The organism is uncultured Tateyamaria sp., assembly GCF_947487805.1.
In the GTDB taxonomy this organism is placed as follows: Bacteria; Pseudomonadota; Alphaproteobacteria; order Rhodobacterales; family Rhodobacteraceae; genus Tateyamaria.
Genome location: NZ_CANKXW010000002.1, coordinates 305,251 through 325,049, shown reverse-complemented (window position 1 = coordinate 325,049; position 19,799 = coordinate 305,251). Strand labels below are relative to the sequence as shown.

Genomic DNA, 19,799 nt, shown 5'->3' with positions numbered 1-19,799 from the left:
GGAAACGAGGCAGCGCGATGAAAATTGAAAGACAGTTCACCAAAGCCGGTCAGGATGCATATGCAGATCTTGATTTCGTGAAAACTGCGTCGGAAATCCGTAACCCGGATGGCACGATCGTTTTCCGCCTCGACGAGGTCGAAGTGCCGGTGAGCTGGAGCCAGGTTGCGAGCGACGTCATTGCGCAGAAATATTTCCGCAAGGCAGGCGTGCCGTCGGCTGTGACCAAGGTCAAAGAAGCGAACGTGCCCGAGTTCCTGTGGCGGTCCGAGGCGGCCGAAGGAGCCGAGATGGGCGGCGAAACATCGTCCAAGCAGGTGTTTGACCGTCTGGCCGGGGCATGGGCCTACTGGGGCTGGAAAGGTGGCTATTTCACCACCGAGGAGGATGCGCGCGCCTACTATGACGAGATGCGCCATATGCTGGCCACGCAACGCGCCGCCCCCAACAGCCCGCAATGGTTCAACACCGGGCTGCACTGGGCCTACGGCATCGACGGGCCTGCGCAAGGGCACCACTATGTCGACTACAAGACCGGCAAGCTGACGAAATCGAAATCCTCCTATGAACATCCGCAGCCGCATGCCTGCTTTATCCAGTCGGTCGAAGACGATCTGGTCAACGATGGCGGTATCATGGACCTCTGGGTTCGCGAGGCGCGGCTGTTCAAATATGGTTCCGGCACCGGCACCAACTTTTCCTCCCTCCGCGGCGAGGGCGAGAAACTGTCCGGCGGCGGCAAGTCGTCGGGTCTGATGGGCTTCCTCAAGATCGGTGACCGCGCTGCGGGCGCGATCAAGTCGGGTGGCACTACACGCCGTGCGGCCAAGATGGTGATCGTGGATGCGGACCACCCTGATATCCAGGACTTCATCAACTGGAAGGTGATCGAAGAGCAGAAAGTGGCGTCGATCGTCGCAGGCTCCAAGATGCACGAGGAAAAGCTGAACGGCATCTTCGAGGCCATCGGCATGTGGGATGGCGCCGAAGCGGACGCTTATGATCCCAAGAAAAACAACGCCTTGAAGGACGCGGTAAAAGCAGCCAAGAAGGTTGCGATCCCCGAGACCTACATCAAGCGCGTGCTGGATTACGCCCGGCAGGGTCACACCAGCATCGAATTCCCGACATACGACACCGATTGGGACTCCGAGGCTTACAACTCCGTCTCTGGGCAAAACTCCAACAACTCGATCCGCGTCACCAACGCCTTCCTGACGGCCGTCGAAAAAGACGCTGATTGGGAGCTGATCAGCCGCGTGGACGGGTCGGTTACGAAGACGGTCAAGGCGCGCGAGCTGTGGGAGCAGGTGGGCCACGCGGCCTGGGCCTGTGCCGATCCGGGCATCCAGTACCATGATACCGTCAACGATTGGCACACATGCCCCGAAGACGGTGCGATCCGCGGCTCGAACCCGTGCTCGGAATACATGTTCCTGGACGACACCGCCTGTAACCTGGCGTCCATGAACCTGCTGACCTTCCTCAAGGACGGCAAGTTCCAGGTCGAGGATTACATGCACGCCGCCCGTCTGTGGACAGTAACGCTGGAAATCTCGGTGATGATGGCGCAGTTCCCCTCGAAGGAAATCGCGCAGCGTTCCTATGACTTCCGCACGCTGGGCCTTGGCTATGCAAACATCGGCGGTCTGCTGATGAACATGGGCCACGGCTATGACAGTGACGAGGGCCGCGCGCTCTGCGGTGCGCTGACGGCGATCATGACGGGGGTGTCTTATGCGACATCCGCTGAAATGGCGGGCGAGTTGGGGCCGTTCCCCGGCTACAAGAAAAACGCCGATCACATGCTGCGGGTCATGCGCAACCACCGCAATGCGGCTTACGGTGCCACCGAAGGCTACGAGGCGCTGGCGGTCAAGCCGGTCGCTCTGGATCATGCCAACTGCCCCGATCCGCGCCTGATCGACGTCGCCATGGGCGCATGGGACGAGGCGCTGAAACTGGGCGAGAAAAACGGGTATCGCAACGCGCAGTCCACCGTGATCGCGCCCACCGGCACCATCGGTCTGGTCATGGATTGCGACACGACCGGGATCGAGCCTGACTTTGCGCTGGTGAAGTTCAAGAAGCTGGCCGGTGGTGGCTACTTCAAGATTATCAACCGGTCGGTGCCTGCGGCGCTGGAAAACCTCGGCTACGGCTCGGCGCAGATCGAGGAGATCATCAGCTACGCCGTCGGCCACGGCTCCATCGGCAATGCTCCCGCGATCAACCACACGACGCTGGCGGGCCATGGCTTTGGACCAAATGAACTGGCCAAGGTGGATGCGGCACTCGAAAGCGCGTTCGACATCCGGTTCGTGTTCAACCAGTGGACGCTGGGCGAGGAATTCTGCACCGGCGTGCTGGGCATTCCGGCGGCCAAGCTGAACGATCCGACCTTTGACCTGCTCAAGTCGCTGGGCTTTGCCAAGGCGGATATCGATGCGGCCAACGACCACGTCTGCGGAACAATGACGCTGGAAGGGGCGCCGCACCTCAAGGAAGAGCACTACCACATCTTTGACTGCGCGAACCCGTGCGGCAAGAAAGGCAAGCGTTTCCTGAGCGTTGACAGCCACATCACCATGATGGCCGCGGCACAGTCCTTTATCTCGGGCGCGATCTCGAAAACGATCAATATGCCCAACGATGCCACGATCGAAGATTGCCAACGCGCCTATGAACTCAGCTGGTCGCTGGGGGTGAAGGCCAACGCGCTCTATCGTGACGGTTCTAAACTGTCGCAGCCTCTGGCCGCGGCGCTGGTGGAGGATGACGAGGACGCGCAAGAGGTGCTCGAAAGCGGTTCTCCGGTCGAAAAGGCCGCTGTCATGGCCGAAAAGATCGTCGAGAAGATCATCGTGAAGGAGATTGTGAAATCTCACCGCGAAAAGATGCCTCAGCGTCGCAAGGGTTATACTCAGAAAGCCATCGTAGGAGGGCACAAGGTCTACCTTCGGACAGGTGAGTACGAAGACGGCAATCTGGGCGAGATCTTCATCGACATGCACAAGGAAGGCGCAGGCTTCCGGGCGATGATGAACAACTTTGCCATCGCCGTGTCCGTGGGCCTGCAATACGGCGTGCCGCTGGAGGAGTTCGTGGACGCGTTCACCTTCACCAAGTTCGAGCCAGCCGGTATGGTGCAGGGCAATGACAGCATCAAGAATGCAACGTCGATCCTTGACTACGTGTTCCGCGAACTGGCGGTGTCTTATCTGGACCGCACGGACCTTGCGCATGTGAAACCCGAAGGGGCCACCTTTGACACGCTGGGTCAGGGCGAGGCAGAGGGGGTGTCCAACGTCTCTGAGTTGTCCGAAACGGCGGCGTCCAAGTCTTTGGAAGTGCTGAAACAAATCAGCTCGACCGGGTATCTGCGCAAGCGCCTGCCACAGGATCTCGTGGTGCTTCAGGGCGGTATGGCCGAAGCAGGGATCGACGCAGAGGTCGCGTTGCAAACGCTGGTGCCCGAGGTGGCCGTGAACGGCGGCGCGATTGCGGCATCGTCGGTCTCGACCACGACCGTTGCGGCGGCAACTACATCCATGGATGCGCGCACAAAAGCGAAGATGCAGGGCTATGAAGGCGAGGCCTGCGGCGAGTGCGGAAATTACACGCTGGTGCGCAATGGCACCTGCATGAAGTGCAACACCTGCGGCGGGACGTCCGGGTGTAGCTGATCAGCATACGCGACCCGGGGAAGGGACGCGAGGGGGCCGGGCCGGTTTGGCCGGTCAGGCCCCCGACGAGACAGGGTGGGGCGCGACTTTAGTCCTTCCCATCCTACTACGGAGGCGGTGCGATCCGCCTCTGGTACACGGGGCGGGTGCGCTCGCCCCTGACGACGTTCAGGCCGCAGGCAGAAAAGTACCGGGCGGTTAACATATTGAGCCTGAACGGCGAAACTAGAGGGGAGCGTTCGCGCTCCCCATTTTTTTGTTCGAGACATCGGCACGCTGACTCCACGCTCGGCTACGCCATGCGTTCTGCCAGAGGAGCGTGCGTCTGCTTGCGAAAACACCCGCGGCACGGCGAAACTCAACGGAGAGCTTCGGCTCTGCGTTTTTCTTGCGTGATGATCGTCGGTGGGTGCTCTCTTTGCTTTGCAAATTCGCCCACCCGCCGACCCCGGCGCGGGCATCAGTTCCGGGGGGTGTCTTCGGACAATGTGATGCGCAGTCGGGCACGGGCACGGGCAAGACGCGACATCACGGTGCCCAGCGGGAGGCCGGTTGCGGTTGCCAGCGCGCGCGGTGAGGTTTCGCCCGCAACCACCAGGTCGAGCAGTTGCCGTTGTGGTTTGGGCAGTCGGGCAATCGCGGCCAGCGTGTCGGCGCAGTCGAGACGCAGAAGGGCGTCGGGCTGTGTCAGCGCGTGGTCATCCTCGAGTTCGTCGGTGGCCTGTATGCGCCAGCCGCGCCGTGCGCGGTTGGACAGGGTGCGCATCGCGTAGGCTTGCAGATCGTCAATTTGCGCACCGTCCTGCAATTTCTGGCACAGGCTCAGCAGAGTGTCCTGTACGAGGTCTTCGGCCTCGGCGCGGTTGCGGGAGAGCTTTCGCGCACGTCTGGTCAGGGACGGGATCAGCGGCACGAGGCGGCGGGGCGTGAGGGGCTGTTTCATGGAGATCACGCTGGGGCTTCGCGCGTGGATTGAACAGCCCGGGGGTTTTCGCCGATGTGTCATCTGCCCTCTTTTTGGGCGGCAGATTGCTGATGGCTGTCGCATGGATCGGCGCGGGTTTGCGTGTTTGCGATAGGGTCTGTCCGGGGCGGATGCTTGGCCCGATTTGCGGCTCTTACCTTGTGAGGGCGCCACTCACGGACCCTCGCAATGCAAAATGCAATGGGAGTTCCCTATGACCAAACTAGCTTCACTGACGTTTCTTGCGGCACTCGCCGTTCCGGCCCTCGCAATGGGGCAGGCGGCGTCAGAGCTGGACACAAACGGCGATGGCGTTCTGACCATCGACGAGGTGCAAGCCAGCTTTCCGGAGGTGACATCGGACGGGTTCACGGCAATGGACCTGAATGCCGATGGGGCGCTGGATGCCGACGAGATCGCAGCGGCCCAGGAAGCCGGGTTGATGCCGGTCACGGACGGCTGACCGCCAAGGGTCACCTGCAATTCTGCATCTGAGAACGGGTAGGGCCGCCAGGTGCAGGAGGGTGGGGGTGTGAGGTCCGGTCTCCCCCCAGGGGCCGGGCCTCACTGTGTTTTTCCGACCTGGAAGGAAAGAAACACGGCGCGTGAAAACGCGCCGTGTGCCTGTTTTTGCGGCCTGATCCCGCAGGCCTTGGGGAGGATGCCTGCGGGACCGTGGCGGGATCAGAACCGGATGGATCCGCGAATCGTAAGGGTGGTGGCGTCAGCGTCCACGCCTGACCCGCCGATATCATCAAAGCTGTGTTCGAGCAGTTCGGCCCCCAGCGTGTACCGGTCCGTGATCCGGTGAGTGACGCCGATGCCAAAGTAGCTGCCGCTTTCCGATCCGATGGAGGTGTCGACTTCGGCGAGGCCTGCGCTGACATACCCCAGCGTACGGCCAAAGTCGTAGCCTGCGCGCAGCTTGAGGCGGGCCACGCTGTCGACGCTGGCCGCCCCGTTCAGATCGATATCGGCGAAGTCATAGTCAACCTCACCGCCCAGAACAAAGGTGCCGAAGTCGTAGTCATAGCCCAGATGCACCCCACCCAGTACGTCGTCACCATCGGCGGCGCCAGACCCGTTCACATCGCCATAGCCCAGCTGGACCCCGCCATATGCGCCGGTCCAGTCGCCGCCCGGAGCAGATGCCGGGGCAGGGGGTAACGGTTGCGCGGGTGGTGGTGCGTCGGCGGCGGGTGTATCGAACCCGCCGGCCATGAGGGGCCCCGCGGCCAGTGCGAACGACATGGCCGCTGCGAGATGCCGGAATTTCTGCGTTTTCATCTTCTGCTCCTTTTCAATCTGTGCGCGCGCGGTGTCGGCGGCGCGTGGCACAGACCTGACCCAAGATGATGGCAGCGCCAAACCACATTGGTGTTGGGTGATGATCTTGGCATGGCACCGCACAAATGGCGGGAATCACTGGGCAACTGCCCGCTGGCGTGGCGTCGCAAACAGGACAGACACGGGACGTTTTCGAGCGCAGGATGAACGCAGTCGGAATGTCACGAGATGCAAGGGAGGCTCGTCGTGCAGGAATGCCGTTGTAAGATATCGCTTGTCTCGCGGACAATCGGGGCGGAACGGGGACGGGCCGCAAGGGGCAGACCCATGCGGGATCAGGCGTAGTCACCTTTTCCCAATCTCTTTTCCCGGATCTACTCACATGAACGATCAATCTCCTTCTCGCTCTGGCGGCCGTGCGGCCCGCCGGGCGGCCCGTGCCGCTGCCTTGCCCGACCACCTGCGCCCCATTCGGCCCGGTATGGAGGGTGGCCGCTACAACCCGCTCACCGATGCCGAGGTGCTGCGCATCCACCACGCCGCGCTTGATGCGTTGGAGCGCATCGGGCTGGCCGATGCGCCGCCCTCGGGTGTCGCCTACCTGACGGCGGCGGGCGCGATCCAGGGCGATGACGGACGCATTCGGTTTCCGCGCGCGCTGGTCGAGGACACGCTGGCCAATGCCAACCGCACGCTCGTTCTGCACGGGCGCGACCCGGCACATGATTTGCACCTGAGCGGCGGCCGTGTGCATTACGGCACGGCCGGGGCCGCGGTGCATGTGGTGGAACCGGACGGTGAGACCTATCGCGAATCCGGCGTGCAGGACCTGCATGATGCGGCGCGCATTGCTGATCAGTTGGACAACATCCACTTTGTCCAGCGGCCGATGGTTTGCCGCGACATTCCCGACACCATGGAGATGGAATATAATTCCGTCTTTGCCTGTGTGTCAGGCACCACCAAACACGTGGGCACCAGTTTTTCCGAACCCAGCTGTGTTGGACCGGCGATCGAGATGTTGCACATGATTGCAGGCGGAGAAGACGCATGGCGCGCGCGTCCCTTTGTCTCGAACTCCAACTGCTTTGTCGTCCCGCCCATGAAATTCGCGCCCGAAAGCTGCGAAGTGATGGAGGCGTGCATTCTGCACGGGATGCCGGTGCTGCTGCTGTCTGCGGGCATGTCCGGAGCTACGGCACCGTCGACGATAGCAGGCGCCATTGTGCAGGCCACCGCGGAATGTCTGGCCGGGCTGGTCTATGTCAACGCGGTCAAGCCGGGGGCGCCTGCGATCTTTGGGACCTGGCCCTTTGGCCTCGATCTGCGCACGGGTGCGATGTCGATCGGGTCCGGTGAACAGGCGCTGTTGACGGCTGGATGTGGCCAGATGCACCGGTTCTATGACCTGCCTGGCGGTGCTGCGGGCGGTGCGTCGGACAGCAAGCTGCCGGATATGCAGGCTGGGTGGGAGCAGATGTGTTCGAACCTCACCGCCGGGCTGTCAGGGGTGAACATGGTCTATGAGGCGGCGGGCATGCATGCGTCGTTGTTGGGCTTTTGTCTGGAATCGCTGATCCTAGGCGATGACATCATCGGGCAGGCGATGCGCTGTGTGCGCGGCATAGAGGTCACGGACGAGACCCTTGCCGTGGACCAGATCGCGGACGTGTGCCTGTCGGGCGTCGGCCACTATCTGGGCACCGACCAGACCCTGAGTCGGATGCAGAGCGACTGCGTCTATCCGACCTTTGGCGACCGAACCTCGCCCAAGGAATGGGCGGAGCTGGGCAAGCCGGCGCTGTTGGCCCGCGTGGCCGCGCGCAAAGACGAGATTCTCGCACAGCGCCCCAAGGCGGCGCTGGATCCTGCGTTGGACGCAGAGATCCGGGCGCGGTTCAACATTCACTTGCCCGCCTAAGCATTTGCCGCCAATAGGTTTTCCTACTCTTTGGCGCAACTGTCGGCAAAGCGGCACAGGGTGCGCAACGCGGCTCCAAATTCCGCGTCGTCAATCGTCATGGCGACGCGGAGATGTCCGGCGGCGGCGGCGCCAAAGCTTTCGCCCGGCATCACCGCGATGTGGTGGGTGTCAAGGAGGGCGTTGGCGAAGTCATCGCCCGTCATCCCTGTCGCGCGGATGTCGAGCATCAGGTACATTGCCCCTTGCGCCGGGATCAGCCCGACGGTGTTCTGCCCGGACAGGATCTCTTGGGCGATGGCACGCCTGCGCTGGAACGGGGCTGCAACCTCGGCCTCGAACTCCGGGCCCTGGTTCAGGGCAAAGACACTGGCATCCTGGATAAAGCCCGGCACGCCATAGGTCGTGTGCGTGGCAAAGGTGATGAGATGGGAAATCACCTCCTCCGGCCCGATCAGCCAGCCGCAACGCGAGCCTGTCATTGCGTGGCTTTTGGACATGGAGCCCACGACGAGCGTGCGTTCGGCCATGCCGGGCAGGGCGCGGGGCGACAGGTGGGAGCCCTCCCAGACCTGGCTGTCATAGACCTCGTCCGAGATCAGCCATAGATCGTGGTCGCGCACGACCTGCGCAATGCCCTCCATCGTTGCGACCGAATAGACCGTGCCGGTGGGATTGTTGGGCGAGTTGATCAGCAGCGACTTGGCCCCGTCACAGGCCGCCGCGATGTCTTCGGCGCGCGGTTGAAACGCGTCTTCGGCGCGGGTCAGAATGGCACGCGGTACGGCGGAGACCCCGCGCAATGTGCCCGGATAAGTCGCGTAGTACGGATCGATGTACAGCGCCACGTCGCCTGGATCGCAAGCCGCCGCGTGGGCGGCAAAGAGGGCAGATTGCCCGCCGGGTGTGATCAGCACGTTGTCGCGGGTTGTGGGCACACCGGTGCGGTCTTGGGTGCGCCGGGCCACCGTGTCGCGCAAGCTGTCCGTGCCGGGCACCATGGCATATCCGGTATGCCCGCCCATCGCACTTTCGTGCATGTCCTGAAGGATCGGTGCGGCGGTGCGGATGTCATGTTCGCCAATGGTCAGCTCGACCACCGGGGTGCCGGCGGCGATCATCTTGCGCGCCTTGATGAACACGTCCCACCCGTCCGATCCGCCGCCGGTGAGATTGGAAATTCGCTGTGAAAGGGCCATGGGTCGCTCCGCCTGATGATCCGGCCAAGGGGTCAGAGGGGTGCGGGATTGTCAACACGGGCAGGCAGGGTTTCAGGTGCTATCCTGCCAGGCGGCCAGCGTGGCCTGCACTTTCTTGGGCAGTGCGCCGCGGATCAGGCCATAGGAGGTGTGGATCCGGTCGCGCACCTGGTCCGCGTCCCGGTCTGCAAATGTCACGCGGACCCAGGAGCGGTGGAAATATTTGGCCTTTTGCGCGGCCCCGATTTCGATCAGGAACTGTGCGCTGTCAACGTCGGGCGTTTTCACCGAAACGCCGTCGGCGGCATGCCCGATGCAGGCAAACATCTTGTCGCCCACCTTCCACGCATCCAGCCCGCCATCGGCATGGCTGACGTAATAGGCGCCGGGCAGTGCGGCACAGATCTGATCTGCTTCTTCACGTGTCATACCGCGACCTTGGCCCGTGCCGCCCGGTGAGACAAGGGTTGACCGCGCCTGTGCGTGTCGGATACGTCCGAGGCATGACCCGGACCATTTGCATCATTTGCTGCATTATCTGCTGAGCACCTCAGCGGGCCGGTTCTGTGTTTTCATGACATCTCAGACTTGATAGGCCCGCGCCAACCCTGTGCGCGCGCATCTGCGCGCCGCCAAGCCTGACGAGACGACGATGGACATTCAGCTTTACAACACTGCGACGCGCCGCAAGGACGCCTTCGCGCCGATCGATCCGGACAATGTGCGGATGTATCTGTGCGGGCCCACCGTGTACGACCGGGCGCATCTGGGTAATGCGCGGCCCGTGCTGGTGTTTGACGTACTCTTTCGGCTGCTGCGGGCCGCCTATGACGGGCGGGTCACCTATGTGCGCAACTTCACGGATGTGGATGACAAGATAAACGCCACCGCCCTCGCGCGTCAGCAGGCCGGGGCAGAGGGCAGTCTCGAAGACCTGGTGGCCGAGCGGACTGAAGAAACCATCGCATGGTATCATGCTGACATGGATGCGCTTGGCGCTTTGCGCCCGAACCATGAGCCACGCGCGACCGGTTATATCAGCCAGATGGTCGAGATGATCGAAGGGTTGATCGCGGACGGGTTCGCCTATGAAAACGACGGCCACGTCCTTTTTCGGGTGCGCAAATACAAAGATTATGGCGCGCTGTCGGGCCGGTCGGTGGACGACATGATCGCAGGCGCGCGGGTCGAGGTCGCCCCTTACAAGGAAGACCCGATGGACTTTGTCCTGTGGAAGCCGTCGGATGACGCTTTGCCCGGATGGCCCAGCCCGTGGGGCCGGGGGCGGCCCGGCTGGCACATCGAATGCTCGGCCATGGCGCATGACCTGCTGGGCGCGGAGTTCGATATCCATGGGGGCGGCAACGATCTGCAATTCCCGCACCATGAAAACGAGATCGCGCAGTCGAAATGCGCGGGCCATGGCTTTGCCAGGGTGTGGCTGCATAATGAGATGCTGCAAGTCGAGGGCAAGAAGATGTCCAAGTCGCTTGGTAATTTCTTTACCGTGCGTGACCTGCTGGATCAGGGCGTGCCGGGCGAGGTGATCCGGTTTGTGATGCTGTCGACCCATTACCGCAAGCCGATGGACTGGACCGAGAAGAAGCGGGCAGAGGCGGAAGCGACGCTGCGCAAGTGGCGGGCCATGACCCGCGGCGTCGCATTTGATGAGGCGCAGGAGTGCGCAAGCTCGGCTCTGGCTGACGATCTGAACGTGTCTGAAGTGATCATGCGGATGCACAGCCTTGCGGCGGAGGGCAAGGCAGAGGCGTTGAAAGCGACCGGAAAGATGATCGGCCTGCTGACCGACGAGATGGGTGCGTGGGCGGCGGCGCCTGACACGGACCTGTCTGCCTATGCGGATGCGCTGAGCGCGGCACGCGCGGCCGCAATGCAGAGCAAGGACTTTGCCGCCGTCGACGCGTTGAAATCGGCGCTGGTCGCGGCAGGGATCGAGGTGCGCATGAGCAAGGCAGGGGTCGAGTTGGTGCCCGGACCGGGCTTTGCGCCCGAAAAGCTGGAGGTGCTCGATGTCTAAGGAACGTCTCTATCTTTTCGACACAACTCTGCGCGACGGCCAGCAGACGCAAGGGGTGCAGTTCTCCACATCCGAAAAGCACCAGATCGCACAGGCGCTGGATACGCTGGGTATCGACTATATCGAAGGCGGCTGGCCCGGTGCCAATCCAACTGACAGCGCGTTTTTCGAGGATGCGCCGCAAACCCGCGCCACGTTCACCGCATTTGGCATGACAAAACGGGCGGGGATCAGCGCCGAGAATGACGACGTTCTGGCTGCCGTTCTCAATGCGAACACGCCTGCGGTCTGTCTGGTGGGCAAGACGCATGACTTCCACGTGGACAAGGCCCTCGGCATTTCGCTGGCGGAAAACACCGCCAATATCGCGCAGTCCTTTGCCCACATCGTGGGGCAGGGGCGCGAGGCGATTTTTGACGCGGAGCATTTCTTTGACGGCTACAAGTCCAACCCCGACTACGCGCTGGAGGCCATTCACGCGGCCTATGACGCGGGCGCGCGGTGGATTGCGCTTTGTGACACCAATGGCGGTACGCTGCCCCATGACATTCACGACATCACGTCTGCGGTCATCGCCTCGGGCATCGACGGGGCGCGTCTGGGCATCCACACCCACAATGACACCGAAAACGCGGTGGCCGGATCGCTGGCGGCGGTGCAGGCGGGCGCGCGGCAGATTCAGGGCACGCTGAACGGGCTGGGCGAACGCTGTGGTAATGCGAATCTGACCTCGCTGATCCCGATCCTTCTGCTGAAAGAGCCCTATGCCAGCCGGTTCGAAACAGGCGTAAGCCTTGATGCGCTGTCCGGTCTGACCCGGACGTCGCGGATGCTGGACGATATCCTGAACCGGGTGCCCCAGAAACAGGCGGCCTTTGTCGGGGCGTCGGCCTTTGCCCACAAGGCGGGGCTGCATGCCAGTGCGATCCTTAAGGACCCGACCACCTATGAGCATATCGTGCCGGAAAGCGTGGGCAACGCGCGCATCATCCCGATGTCCAATCAGGCAGGACAATCGAACCTGCGCAAGCGTCTGGTCGATATGGGGTTGGAGGTGGCACCCAAGGATCCCGCGTTTTTGGCCATTCTCGACCGGATCAAGGCGCGCGAGGCGGATGGCTACAGCTACGACACCGCACAGGCGTCCTTCGAACTGCTGGCGCGCGAGGAACTGGGTCTGTTGCCTGAGTTTTTCGAGGTCAAACGCTACCGCGTGACCATCGAGCGCCGCAAGAACAAGCGCAATCGTATGGTGTCGCTGTCCGAGGCGGTGGTCGTGGTCAAGGTCGACGGACAAAAGATGCTGTCAGTGAGCGAGAGCATGGATGAGAACGGCACCGACCGGGGGCCAGTGAACGCGCTGGCCAAGGCGCTGGCCAAGGATCTGGGGCGGTATCAAAGCTTTGTCGAGGATATCCGCCTCGTGGATTTCAAGGTGCGGATCACGCAAGGCGGCACCGAGGCGGTGACCCGCGTCATCATTGACAGCGAGGACGGCCAGGGGCGCCGCTGGTCGACCGTGGGCGTGTCCGCGAACATCGTCGATGCCTCGTTCGAGGCGCTGTTGGATGCGATCCGGTGGAAGCTGGTGCAGGATGGCGTGACATGACCCCGTCGGAATGGCAGGCTTTCCTGCAGGTTCACAGCGATCTGCCGCGTCAGGGGCCCGGTTTGCCAGAGGATGTCGCATGGGCGCTGGATCACCTGGATCTGTCGGGGCCCGTGCGGGTATTTGACGCCGGATGCGGTCCGGCAGACGACACGGTAACGCTGGCCCGTTTGTTGCCCGAGGCGCAGATCACCGGGGTGGACACAACGCAGGACTTTGTGGACCAAGCGCAGCCGCGGATCGCGCCCTTTGACGGGCGGGTCGAGGTGCGCTGTGACGATATGCGGTTCGCGCCCGAGGGCTGTGAGCTGATCTGGTGCGCAGGCGCGCTCTATTTCCTGGGCGTGACCGAGGGCCTGACCACATGGCGGCCTGCGCTGGCGCCCGGCGGACACGTGGCGTTTTCCGAACCGGTGCTGCTGGACACGCCTGCACGCCCAGAGGTGCACGCCTTTTGGGAAGAGTACCCGCAGATCACGGATCTGGACGGGATCAAGGCGCTGGTGGCCGCCGCCGGGTACCGGACCCACGCACATCGCATGATCGTAGGCGCGCCCTGGCAGGCCTATTACGATCCGATGCAGGCCCGCATCGACACCCTGCGGCAATCGCCCGCAGACGCGGCGCTCTCCAACGCGCTGGACGCTTGCCAAAGGGAAATCGATTTGTGGCGCGCAGCGATGGATCATGTGGCCTACGCGCTTTTGATCGTATCCCCCGAATGAGCCTGCCCGACAGCATAGTGCCCTGCGCGCGATTGGTGGAGCAAGGCGACCCGGACCGGTTCCGCACAGCGATGGCCTCGCCAGTGGCCGCGCGCGCGGTGCTGTTCCCGCTTTATGCCTTCAATGTCGAAGTGGCGCGCGCGCCTTGGGTCACCCAAGAGGTGATGATCGCGGAAATGCGCCTGCAATGGTGGCGGGACGCGTTGGAAGAGGTGCGCGAAGGCCGCGACGTGCGCAAGCATGAGGTGACGACGCCTCTGGCTGCACTGTTGTCGCCAGATCTGGCCGCGATGCTGGACCAGACGGTCGCGGCGCGGCGTTGGGACATCTACCGCGACCCGTTCGAGGATCAGGCGCATATGGATGCCTATCTGGACCAGACGGCGGGGCACCTGATGTGGGCGGCGGCGTCGCTGCTGGGCGCACCTGCGGATCAGGAACAGGCCGTGCGATCCGTGGGGCAGGCGGCGGGCCTCGTGGCCTTCCTGCGCGCGGTGCCACTGCTGGAAGCGGCCAAGCGCGTGCCCTTGGTCGACGGCACGCCGGACGGCATTGCGGCACTTGCTCGCGCGGCGCGGTCCCGGATCACGCGGCCCGATTTGCCGCGCAGCGCGCTGCCTGCGCTGTTGCCTGCGGTAGGAACGCGTGCGGCGTTGGATCAGGTGATCCGCAATCCGCACGTCGTTGCAGACGGGGCAATCTTCCCACCGTTGACCGCATGGCGGCTGGGGCAAAGTGCACTCACGGGGCGTGCCGCGATCTAGGCCAGCGCGCGCCGCTGCCGCATCACCAGCCAGATCAACGATCCTCCGGCCAGCACGAGGAACGGCACCATGGCGATGTTGACCGCGGCCCAGCCTTCGACCGGGTCACCGCCGATGCAGTTCATTAACCCGCCAGAGGCCAGCGAGGCCACCGTGACCCCGCCAAAGACGATCAGGTCGTTCATACCCTGCATACGCCCGCGTTCCTGTGGGCTGTGTGCGCCCGCCAGCATGGTCGTGGCACCGATGAAACCAAAGTTCCAACCCAGCCCCAGCAGAAATAAGGCGGCGTAGAAGTTGGCAAGATCGACGCCCTGGAGGGCGACGATGCCCGCGCCACCCAGAATGGCCAACCCGATCCCCATGATCCATTCCGCGCCAAATCGCGCGATCAGGTGCCCGGTAAAGAAAGACGGCGCGAACATGGCCAGCACGTGCACCGTCACAATATTGGCGGCGTCCGGTTCGGTATAGCCACAGCCCACCACCGCCAACGGCGTGGACGTCATCACCAGGTTCATCAGAGCATAGGACACCGCCGCACAGATCACGGCGACGGCGATGCGCGGCGTCGCCAAAAGCTCCAGCCGGGTGCGGCCGGGCCCGTCTGTGGGCGAGGCTTTGGCGGGTTTCGGGATGTCGAGCAGGAAGAACAGCGCCATGCCCATCACGTTGAACCCCATGGCCACCCAATAGATCGGGATATACCGCGCGACGGTTGCATCTGCTGCACCGGCGGTCACATAGCCCACGACCTGTGGGCCGATGATGGCCGACAAAAGGCCGCCCGCCATCACATAGGAAATCGCTTTGGGCCGGAACGCGTCTGACGCGGTATCGGCGGCAGCAAACCGGTAGAAACCCTGCGCGGACATATAGATGCCGGTCATGTAGCTGCCCACGAGGAACAGCCAGAAGCTGCCGATGCTCAGCGCCCAGACCCCGATGCCCGCACCGATCAGCCCGCCCACAGCGCCCAGGATGAACCCGGTCCGGCGGCCATAGGTCTGCATGACATTGGACAGCCACGGCGCGGTGGTCATCGACCCAAAGACGATCAGCGAGATCGGCAGGGTCGCCAGACAGGCAAAGGGCGTCAATTGCTGGCCGGCAAGGCCCGCCACCACAAACATCATGGTGATCTGGGATCCGAGAAACGCCTGGGCGGCGACCAGGACAGCCACGTTGCGCTTGGCGCGGGAGTCATCGATTTGGGTCATAAGGTCTGACTATCCGCGCCCGCGCGGGCGGGCAAGCATCAGTTTGGGCACAGGTGGTTGCGCGTTTGTGCGGGCGCGCTAGGGTGCGCGCCATGACGTCCCGAATGCCTCTTGTTGTCTTGCTTGCCGGCGCCCGTGAAACAGCGGCTGCCGCGTCCTGGTTGCGCGCGGCCGGGTGTCGCGCCTGTGCGCTTTGGGCGCAGGGTGCGGTGCCCGTTGCGTTGGACATTCCAGCAGTTGCCGCGATGCCAGATGACGTGGCAGGCGTGGTCGATGCAAGCCATGCCTTTGATACTGCAAGCCGGGCGTGCGTGACGGGAGATATGCCATATGCCCGTGTCGGGCGTGACCCGTGGATGCCGCAGCCGGGCGATTCTTGGACCGAAGTGGATGATATCGATGCTGCGGTGGCCGCATTGCCATCCGGCGCGCGCGTGTTTGCCGCGACCGGGCGGGCGAGCCTGCCAAGCCTTGCGGCGCATGATGGGCCGGTGTTTCTACGCCAGTTGACGCGCCATGATCAGCCGACAGGATTTGATACCTGCACTTACGTGTTCGGCACGGCCCCGTTTTCCGTGGCCGACGAGGTTGCGCTGTTGCAGGAGCTGAAGATCCACGTGGTTCTGGCGCGCAACATCGGTGGAGCTGGCAGCTTTCCAAAGCTGGCGGCGGCCCGCGAACTTGGGTTGCCGGTGGTGCTGGTACGCCCGCCTGCGTTACCGCAGGGACCACGTTTGCACAACCTCGAGGATGTAGTGGGATGGGTGCAATCACTGTGACAGGCCGGATCATAGAAACCCAGGCGGATGTCGACGAAGGGGCGGCATGGCTCGCTGCGCAGGATCCGGCGCTGGCGCGGGCCGTCGACATCGCGGGGCCGCTGCCCCTGCGGCGCAGGCCGGACGGGTTCGCCGCCCTCTTGAATGCCATTATCGGCCAGCAGGTCAGCACGGCCTCGGCCAATGCCATTTGGCAGCGGTTGGACGCAGGCGGGTTGACTGCACCTGCGGCTGTTCTGGCCGCACGAGAAGAGGGATTGCGCTCCGCAGGGCTGAGCCGCCAGAAGATCTCCTATGCGCTGGCGCTGGCCGAGGCGGGGATCGACTATGACCAGCTTCGGTCGGTCAGCGACGCCGATGTCATTGCGCAGCTGACGGCGGTGAAGGGGATTGGTGTGTGGACGGCAGAGATCTACGCGATGTTCGCCTTGGGCCGTGCGGATGTGTTTGCGCCCGGCGATCTGGCCCTGCAAGAGGCCGCGCGCATGATCTTTGACCTGCCCGAACGCCCCAAGGAACGCGCCCTGCGCGAGATGGCGGAGGAGTGGCGCCCGTGGCGGGCGGTTGCCGCGCGCCTGTTCTTCACCTACTACCGCGTTGCAAAGGGCCGAGAGGGGATCACATGACACGGGTGTTGCAGGCAGGGCGGGTCGAACCCGCATCAGGTGAATTGCGGTCGATTGTCGTATTCCTGCACGGCTACGGTGCGAATGGCGCGGACTTGCTAGGACTGGCGGAGCCCTTGGCGGAGCATCTGCCCGACACGTTGTTTGTGGCCCCCGATGCGCCCGAAGCCATTCCCGGCTATCCCGGTGGGTACCAGTGGTTTCCGATCCCGTGGATTGACGGGTCTTCGGAAGAAGAGGCCGAACGCGGCCTCATGGCGGCGAGTGACGATCTCAACGCGTTCCTCGATGCGCTGATGGTGGACGAGGACGTGCTGCCCGAACAGGTGGTATTGTTCGGGTTTTCGCAAGGCACGATGATGTCCCTGCATGTGGCGCCGCGTCGCGAAGACCCCGTCGCGGGCATTGTCGCGTTTTCCGGCCGTTTGCTGAACCCCGAAGTCCTGGCCGATGAGGTCGTGAGCCGTCCGTCTGTTTTGCTGATCCACGGGGATCAGGACGACGTGGTCCCACCGCAGTCATTGCCGCAGGCGGCCGAAGCGTTGCAGGAGGCGGGGTGGAAAGACGTCTATGCCCACGTGATGAAAGGCACCGCGCACGGGATCGCACCCGACGGGCTGAGCGTTGCGCTCGCATTCATGCGTGACAAGCTAGGGCTTTAGGAGACTTCGGAAGCTGGCGACGTTCGAGAACACGGGGCGTTGGTATAGCACGGTTGCACCGATACTTTGTGCAAAGTCATTGACCGTTCCAACGCGCACGTCGGGCAAGGTTCCGGGAAACTGCACCACGACCCAAGCCCTTTGACATGCGTCAGATACCAAGAGCGTGCCGCGTTCCATTTGGGTCAGGACATCAAGCAACTCTTTCGCATCCGAGGGCAAGCCATCCACGTCCACCCAATTGTGGATGTCGACGTTCTTTTCATATGCGCGCTCTTTGCAGTAGGCGTCGAGGTATTCTCGCGACTTCCTCTCGCGGCTGGCCACTGTTGCTTCTCGTTGAATATCGCGATTTTCGGCGTCGGTAACTGCACGGGCGATTTTGTCGAGAATTGTTTCTGCTTGGTTTGTCCGCGTTTCAATTTCCTGAGTTGCGGCGGCGACGGTTGAACTCAATTCAGTTTTGGCGACCGTCAGTACACTTTGAAGCCTCGTGCGCACATCTTCCGTTTTTTCGGTCGACTCTTCGAACCGTTCTTCGGCGTCGTCCAATGCAGTCTTGGCTTCCATCAATGACAGACGTGTTTCTTCGAGTTGCGAAGACGACGCGCGCGCAGTGGCTGCCAACTCGACATTGGTGCTCCGGATTGTCGTGACTTCAGTCTGCAAAGTTGCGATCTGCGTGCCCATAGTACTGGCGCTGCCGTTGAGTTTTTCTTCTAGCGTTGAAACGGCCCCGTTCAACGTCGCCGTCTGTCCGGACAATTCCGCGCGCAGCGTATTGAATTCGCCGGTCATCGTAGCGCTGATCGTCTGGGTTTGCGCCTTCAGAAGTTCTTTGAGGTTTTCCGCAGCCGTTTCCTGGGCGGCGAGGCGTTCTGTGCGTTCAAGGGATATCTCAGCACGCAGGCCGCTTATATCGTCCTTAAGGTAATAGGCCACGAAACTACACGCTCCCAAAAGTAGGATCGCGAGACCGTTCAGTATATAAAAGTGAATAGGTATCCCGCGATGCCCGGGCAGCGCTGTATCATTCGCTTGGGACAGTTGGCCCTGAATCTGCGCCAATTGCGCCGACACTTCCTGCAATTTTTGATCCGACACGATAAGATCCGCAAAGAAAATAAAATTGGAGTTAACCTGCAAGACGCAAGAAAACGGGTCAACTCTAAATTCTAAAATATGATCAAAAACAGTTAATGCGGGGTAAGCGCCATCGTATAATTATGCTCTTACGGTATGGGTCGTCGTGAATGATCTAGATGACTGGCTGAAACGGTTCTCAGCACATGCCTTCAAAACCGTCCTGAACAGATGTCCGAGGCGCGCGCGTGATGTCGGGCCCGTGGAGATGTGCCGCGCTCGGTTCGGAAACCGTGTCTTGATCACCGCGGAAAACGAGCGTCATGAACGCGCGTGTCCTTGCCATGAGGCTCAAAGCGATTTTGGACTTTGCCTGTTCCATCTGTTTTTCGTCCCTTTCGGTAGTGGGAGCGTTATGGCTGCAGCAGGTCAGTCCGTCCAGTGAGGTTTTCCTGACCCCGCATGCGCGCATGTGACGATAAAGTGTTCATATTGATGTCATGTAGGCGTGCGACGTGAGGCTGCGACATCTCGTGGTATTTCGGCGCTTGCCTATCGCTTTCCACAAGATATAGTCGAGACAAGAAGACCGGGGCGGGATCCCCGCTCTGGTGCCGCAGGCAGACAGGGTGAGGACGGAGTCACAGTGATGGACGGCGATTTCAGAACAGATTTTGTGCGCAGCCCTACGGCGTTGAAACATCATCCGGCGTTGGTGTTGAATGCCGATTACCGGCCGCTCAGTTACTATCCTCTGTCGCTTTGGCCTTGGCAGGAAGCGGTGAAGGCCGCATGGCTCGATCGGGTGGATATCGTCGCCGAATATGACGAGGTGGTCCGAAGCCCGAGTACGGAGATCAGAATTCCGTCGGTCGTGGTTCTGAAGGACTATGTGAAACCCCAAAAGCGCGTGGCCTTCACGCGCTTTAATTTATTTCTGAGGGACGAATTCTGTTGCCAGTATTGCGGCGCGCGGGGGGAATTGACATTTGACCACGTCGTGCCGCGTGCAAGCGGAGGCGTGACGAGCTGGCAGAATGTGGTTGCGGCCTGTAGCCCGTGCAATTTGCGCAAGGGATCGAAAGCATTGCATCGGACCGGAATGGCACTGCGCAAGCCGCCACGTCAGCCCGGGGCGGAAGAGCTGCGGAATATGGGGCGCAAGTTCCCGCCGAACTATCTGCACGACAGCTGGATGGACTTTTTGTACTGGGACGCGGAATTGCAGGCCTGAAT

17 protein-coding genes are annotated in these 19,799 nt (G+C 62.3%); 11 read left to right on the top strand and 6 right to left on the bottom strand.

Going from position 1 to position 19,799, the window contains the following annotated elements:
* The first annotated feature begins 17 nt into the window (after positions 1–17).
* The gene (locus Q0949_RS07170; protein ID WP_299370031.1) at positions 18–3,686 is read left to right on the top strand and encodes a vitamin B12-dependent ribonucleotide reductase; all 3,669 of its coding nucleotides are present in this window, start codon (positions 18–20) and stop codon (positions 3,684–3,686) included.
* Positions 3,687–4,146: 460 nt separating this feature from the next.
* Here the strand turns inward: Q0949_RS07170 and Q0949_RS07165 are convergent, their stop codons facing one another.
* Complete coding sequence (locus tag Q0949_RS07165) at positions 4,147–4,629, bottom strand: RNA polymerase sigma factor (RefSeq protein ID WP_299370029.1); 483 nt, start codon at positions 4,627–4,629, stop codon at positions 4,147–4,149.
* 235 nt (positions 4,630–4,864) lie between these two features.
* Between Q0949_RS07165 and Q0949_RS07160 the strand changes: the two genes are divergently transcribed.
* Complete coding sequence (locus Q0949_RS07160) at positions 4,865–5,113, top strand: hypothetical protein (protein WP_299370027.1); 249 nt, start codon at positions 4,865–4,867, stop codon at positions 5,111–5,113.
* A gap of 221 nt (positions 5,114–5,334) precedes the next feature.
* Here Q0949_RS07160 and Q0949_RS07155 read toward each other — a convergent pair whose 3' ends face one another.
* Positions 5,335–5,937, bottom strand: coding sequence for an outer membrane beta-barrel protein (locus Q0949_RS07155; RefSeq protein WP_299370025.1), 603 nt, complete (start codon positions 5,935–5,937; stop codon positions 5,335–5,337).
* 382 nt (positions 5,938–6,319) lie between these two features.
* Here Q0949_RS07155 and Q0949_RS07150 point away from each other — a divergent pair, with 382 nt between their 5' ends.
* Positions 6,320–7,858 (top strand): trimethylamine methyltransferase family protein, encoded by a 1,539-nt coding sequence (locus Q0949_RS07150; protein ID WP_299370023.1) that lies wholly within the window; start codon positions 6,320–6,322, stop codon positions 7,856–7,858.
* A 23-nt stretch (positions 7,859–7,881) separates the two neighbouring features.
* On the opposite strand, the gene Q0949_RS07145 is transcribed toward Q0949_RS07150, so the two are convergent.
* Positions 7,882–9,057 carry a pyridoxal phosphate-dependent aminotransferase gene (locus tag Q0949_RS07145; RefSeq protein ID WP_299370021.1) on the bottom strand — a complete coding sequence of 392 codons (1,176 nt, stop codon included), beginning with the start codon at positions 9,055–9,057 and terminating at the stop codon, positions 7,882–7,884.
* Positions 9,058–9,129: 72 nt separating this feature from the next.
* The gene (locus Q0949_RS07140) at positions 9,130–9,486 is read right to left on the bottom strand and encodes an MmcQ/YjbR family DNA-binding protein (protein ID WP_299370019.1); all 357 of its coding nucleotides are present in this window, start codon (positions 9,484–9,486) and stop codon (positions 9,130–9,132) included.
* A 223-nt stretch (positions 9,487–9,709) separates the two neighbouring features.
* Between Q0949_RS07140 and cysS the strand changes: the two genes are divergently transcribed.
* The 4 genes from cysS to Q0949_RS07120 are packed head-to-tail and all read left to right on the top strand — an operon-like array spanning position 9,710 to position 14,193.
* On the top strand, positions 9,710–11,095 hold the full coding sequence (gene cysS / locus Q0949_RS07135; protein ID WP_299370017.1) for a cysteine--tRNA ligase: 1,386 nt from the start codon (positions 9,710–9,712) through the stop codon (positions 11,093–11,095).
* A complete protein-coding gene (gene cimA / locus Q0949_RS07130) occupies positions 11,088–12,704 on the top strand; it encodes a citramalate synthase (protein WP_299370015.1) in 1,617 nt (538 codons plus the stop codon). The genes cysS and cimA overlap by 8 nt, the downstream gene beginning before the upstream one ends.
* Complete coding sequence (locus Q0949_RS07125) at positions 12,701–13,429, top strand: class I SAM-dependent methyltransferase (protein ID WP_299370013.1); 729 nt, start codon at positions 12,701–12,703, stop codon at positions 13,427–13,429. Before cimA ends, Q0949_RS07125 begins: the two co-directional genes overlap by 4 nt.
* Positions 13,426–14,193: a squalene/phytoene synthase family protein gene (locus Q0949_RS07120; protein ID WP_299370011.1), complete on the top strand. Its 768-nt coding sequence runs from the start codon at positions 13,426–13,428 to the stop codon at positions 14,191–14,193. Before Q0949_RS07125 ends, Q0949_RS07120 begins: the two co-directional genes overlap by 4 nt.
* On the opposite strand, the gene Q0949_RS07115 is transcribed toward Q0949_RS07120, so the two are convergent.
* Positions 14,190–15,413, bottom strand: a complete 1,224-nt coding sequence (locus Q0949_RS07115) for an MFS transporter (RefSeq protein ID WP_299370009.1) — start codon at positions 15,411–15,413, stop codon at positions 14,190–14,192. The genes Q0949_RS07120 and Q0949_RS07115 overlap by 4 nt on opposite strands.
* Before the next feature lie 104 nt (positions 15,414–15,517).
* Between Q0949_RS07115 and Q0949_RS07110 the strand changes: the two genes are divergently transcribed.
* From Q0949_RS07110 to Q0949_RS07100, 3 genes are read left to right on the top strand one after another with little or no spacing between them, the layout of a single operon-like run.
* Positions 15,518–16,192, top strand: a complete 675-nt coding sequence (locus Q0949_RS07110) for a precorrin-6A/cobalt-precorrin-6A reductase (protein WP_299370007.1) — start codon at positions 15,518–15,520, stop codon at positions 16,190–16,192.
* Positions 16,174–16,818, top strand: a complete 645-nt coding sequence (locus tag Q0949_RS07105) for a DNA-3-methyladenine glycosylase 2 family protein (RefSeq protein WP_299370005.1) — start codon at positions 16,174–16,176, stop codon at positions 16,816–16,818. Before Q0949_RS07110 ends, Q0949_RS07105 begins: the two co-directional genes overlap by 19 nt.
* Positions 16,815–17,480: an alpha/beta fold hydrolase gene (locus Q0949_RS07100; RefSeq protein ID WP_299370003.1), complete on the top strand. Its 666-nt coding sequence runs from the start codon at positions 16,815–16,817 to the stop codon at positions 17,478–17,480. The genes Q0949_RS07105 and Q0949_RS07100 overlap by 4 nt, the downstream gene beginning before the upstream one ends.
* Here the strand turns inward: Q0949_RS07100 and Q0949_RS07095 are convergent.
* Complete coding sequence (locus tag Q0949_RS07095; protein ID WP_299370001.1) at positions 17,469–18,584, bottom strand: hypothetical protein; 1,116 nt, start codon at positions 18,582–18,584, stop codon at positions 17,469–17,471. The two genes, Q0949_RS07100 and Q0949_RS07095, sit on opposite strands and share 12 nt — an antisense overlap.
* A gap of 628 nt (positions 18,585–19,212) precedes the next feature.
* Between Q0949_RS07095 and Q0949_RS07090 the strand changes: the two genes are divergently transcribed.
* Positions 19,213–19,797 carry an HNH endonuclease gene (locus Q0949_RS07090; protein ID WP_299369999.1) on the top strand — a complete coding sequence of 195 codons (585 nt, stop codon included), beginning with the start codon at positions 19,213–19,215 and terminating at the stop codon, positions 19,795–19,797.
* Positions 19,798–19,799 lie beyond the last annotated feature (2 nt).